Origin of the sequence: Clostridium sp. (assembly GCF_032552055.1) — a bacterium.
Lineage (GTDB): Bacteria > Bacillota > Clostridia > Clostridiales > Clostridiaceae > Clostridium.
This window is the reverse complement of sequence record NZ_JAWGSV010000289.1, coordinates 1-3,827: the sequence shown is the minus strand read 5'-3', so window position 1 is coordinate 3,827 and position 3,827 is coordinate 1. Positions and strand designations below refer to the sequence as shown.

Below are 3,827 nucleotides of genomic sequence, written 5' to 3'. Positions count from 1 at the left end.
AAATTGTATTTAATATAATGGGTTTAAGTTCTTCTTTAATTTTAAATCTTTTTATACTTCTATGTATAAAGAATAAAGCAAGAGCCCAAGGAATAAGAGCTTCTATTGATACTATCGGCATTAAAAACATTATAACTATTAAAATCTTTTTTATTACTTTATTATTCATTAATACCAGCCTCATCTCTATAATAATTTCCTCTTATCATTTTATCGCTTATATCTAATAGGTTTTCTACCTTCTTTTGATCTTCTTCACTTAATCCATTTTGAAGGAGTGCTCTAGTTGAAAGAATAACATAATCTTTATTAGTATTTAATAAATTTCTTCCTAAGATTAATGGATTAGAATACTCTTCCCTTGGTGCTCCAAAAAGATAAGCTAAAGTTGGAAGGGTATCAACTTGTCCACCATGCATTGAAAAAGTTTTTCCTTCAATATCTTCATTATAAATTACAAAAGGAATTTTTCTATTATTTACTTCCATCCAAGGTTCTAAGTTTTTCAGACTAGCTATCTCATCATCATAAAACTTATGAACCCCTTCATGATCTCCGTAAATTGCTACAACTGTATTATCTAAGATTCCACTTTCTGATAAGTCATTTAATAGTTCACCTAAGTATTTATCTGTATAGTGAATTGAATGGAAATATCCGCCTAGTTTAGTACCTTCTAAGTTAGAGGGTAAAATAAGCTCTTTTTCATCTGAAGGCATTTCAAAAGGAGAGTGACTTGTTAAAGTAATTGTATATGCTAGGAATGGATCTTTTAATTCCTTTAATCTATCTCCAAATTGCTTTAAATAACTCTTATCAGATACGCCTAGATTTATTCGTTCACTTGTATCATAATTGGTAGAGTCTAATGTAGTGTCATATCCTATTGATTTAAGGTTAATTAGCCAGTTCCAATATGATCCTTGATCTGGATGAGATGCTAATGTGGTATATCCCATATTTTCAAATATATTAGGTAGAGAATAATCATAAGTATTACTTGGATACCTAAAGAATGTTGAACCCTCTCTTACTGGGAATGCTGATGTATTGGTAATAAGCTCTGCATCAGAACTTGTCCCATTATGAGTTTGCTCATAAAAATTATCAAAATATAGAGAGTTATTAAGTAATTTATTTAAATTAGGTGTTATTTCTTGCCCATCTATTTTTTGATTTACTATAAAGGTTTCTAAGGATTCCCATTGAATTAATAATAAGTTTTTACCCTTCATCATTCCGCTATACTCATTATCAGGATTATTTTCTTTTAAACTTGATAAGGTTTCTTTAATATTTTCAAGTTCTTCGGCTTCTAATATGTAAGGTTTAGATTGCTCATAGAAGTTATAAGCATCAAATATATGGTAACCAATAGGCGTTAAGTTTGACAGTGTTTGATTAGGAGCCCAAGAATTCACAAAAACATATTGGTTTTCAAAGGATATCTTTCTAATATCTATTTTAACCCTGGCATATCCAAGATAAATTAAGCTCACTACTAAGATAGCTAGTCCACCAACTACATTTCTCTTATATTTAGTATAAGTCTTTCTAAATCTTATATTTCTAAAAGCAATTACTACTAAATCTATAATAAATAAAATGTCTACCATTCTAAACATAGAAATTATTGAACTGCCTAAGTTATCTAAATTACTAGTCATCTTAAACATATGATAATTTAAAAATACGGCATTACTTCTAAAGTACCACATGTCACCAATAACAATAAGTGTAAATAATAAATTTAAAGTCCAAAATGCCCATTTTTGAACCTTTTCATTAAAGAATAAACCTAGTGATAAAAAGGCTGAGTTCACAGTTATCCAAACTAAGAATGGTGGCATTGAATAAAATACCTGCTTAAAGTTAACTCCGTTTGCTTTATCATCTGATATAAGCATAATAAATATAAGAGATTTAATTAATAAGATTACTAATGTTATTAAAAAATCTTTGTTCTTAATACCTTCAATAAATTTTTTCTTTATTCTTAAGGGGAGTTTTTCTTGTATAGTTACTTCTTCCTGTATAACTAATTCTTCGTCATAATTTAACATAATTATCTCCTTTCATTAAATTACTTACTAATAATAACATATTCATTATTGGTATTATATTATTTTTACATTAATATTTCTTAAGGTTTATATAGATCTAAAAAGTAATAATTAGCAAAAAGGATTTAATTATTATATAATGAAGAATAATTAAATAATTTATAATGAAAGAAATTATAAATTGAAAGACATAGAAATGTAAAAAAAAGAGGGGATTTTATGAAAATAGGTTTAGTATTGTCAGGTGGTGGAGGTAAGGGAGCTTATGAACTTGGAGTTTTTAAGGCCTTAAAGGAGCTTGGTATAGACAAGTACATAGAAGTCTTTTCAGGTACATCTATAGGAGCTTTTAACGCAGTTTTATTTGCACAAGATGATATGGTTGCAGCTGAAGCATTATGGGAAGAAGTCACTATAGATAAGCTTATTCCTGTTAGTAAGTTTGAACTAATAAAAAAGGGCTTAGGTCTATTTATTGGTGCAAAAAATATGAATGTAGCTAAAAAGTATATGAATCAAAAAATAGATGAAGGTGCAGTATCTAAAGACGGTGCTAGAGAAATAATTAATAAATACCTTAATATTGAAAAGGTAAAAGAAAATAAAAAGGTTTGTTATGCAGCCTGTACAGAACTGCCAGACTTTAAGGTGAAATATTTTAACGTTAGTGATCATGATGAAGATACAGGTAAGGAAATAGTTATTGCGTCAGCATCTCTTCCCTTAATATATGAAGCTACAGAGTTATTTGGGGGTAGGTATATAGATGGAGGGGTTGCAGATAATACACCTATTCAACCTGTATATGGTGAGAATTGTGATATTATAATAGTAGTGTTGTTATCTAGAGAAGTTAGGGTAGATAGATCGTTATATCCAAATACTCATATAATAGAAATTTTTCCAAGGAGTTTAAATGAAAATATTCTTAATGGAACTTTAAATTTAGATGGAGAGGCAAAAAGATTAAGGATTAAAAGTGGCTATGAAGATGCAATGTATATGCTAGAGCCTATTATGAAGATGACAGAATTAAAAATAAAGCTAGAAGAAGAGGCTGAAAATCCTAAACTTTATAAGATGTTTAATAAGGTTAAGAAGGTTATAAATAAAGACAAGTAGTAAGAAGGTGTACTATAGAAGACTGAAAAGTTGATAAGGAGAAGTTAAGGATTAATGAAAAAATCCTTCTAAAGTTTTTAAAGCTAACTTATATTAGAAATTACTACGGAATTATATTAATAAAATTAACAAAGGGGTTGTTCTTGTGGCAACCCCTTTGTTAATAACTTAAATTATTAATTTATTGTTATAAAATGCATAATAAATTTTACTTTAATAAATAGTCCGACTATGAAATTAATTCTTCCATACTATTTTTATAATTATTAATAAATCCTTCATAAATAAATTCCTTATGATTTATTTCTAATAAATCACTTGGTTTAATTAAGCTTGGACATTTATCTGAATTGTAAATATTGCTATTAATTAATAGCTGGGATACAAATTCTGAACAAAAGTATCTATTATTTCTTTTAATAGGTCTTTGAATAGCGACACCTAAAAGGCCAATTAAGTTATATCCATATTTTTTATCACTATTTATAAATTTGTTAAGTTCTTCTTTTAATAAATTATATTGATTATTGCTAATACTAACTTTATAAATTACACATTTACTATTTTCAAATCTTTTATAAACACCATCTTTTAAGTTTTCTTTTACAAATCCACCTATAAAAGGTATGCTTGGATATATCC

Annotated in this window: 3 protein-coding genes; 1 reads left to right on the top strand and 2 read right to left on the bottom strand. The window is 27.5% G+C overall.

Annotation, left to right across the window (positions count from 1 at the left end; all coding sequences use genetic code 11):
* Positions 1 to 161: 161 nt before the first annotated feature.
* Positions 162 to 2,063: an LTA synthase family protein gene (locus E6248_RS14290; RefSeq protein WP_316341453.1), complete on the bottom strand. Its 1,902-nt coding sequence runs from the start codon at positions 2,061 to 2,063 to the stop codon at positions 162 to 164.
* Between the two features lie 219 nt (positions 2,064 to 2,282).
* On the opposite strand from E6248_RS14290, the gene E6248_RS14285 reads away from it, so the two are divergent.
* Entirely contained in the window at positions 2,283 to 3,185 is a 903-nt protein-coding gene (locus E6248_RS14285) for a patatin-like phospholipase family protein (protein ID WP_316341452.1), read from the top strand.
* Positions 3,186 to 3,414: 229 nt separating this feature from the next.
* Here E6248_RS14285 and E6248_RS14280 read toward each other — a convergent pair.
* Positions 3,415 to 3,827: hypothetical protein (locus E6248_RS14280; RefSeq protein WP_316341451.1), on the bottom strand; the 413-nt coding region annotated here is incomplete at its 5' end.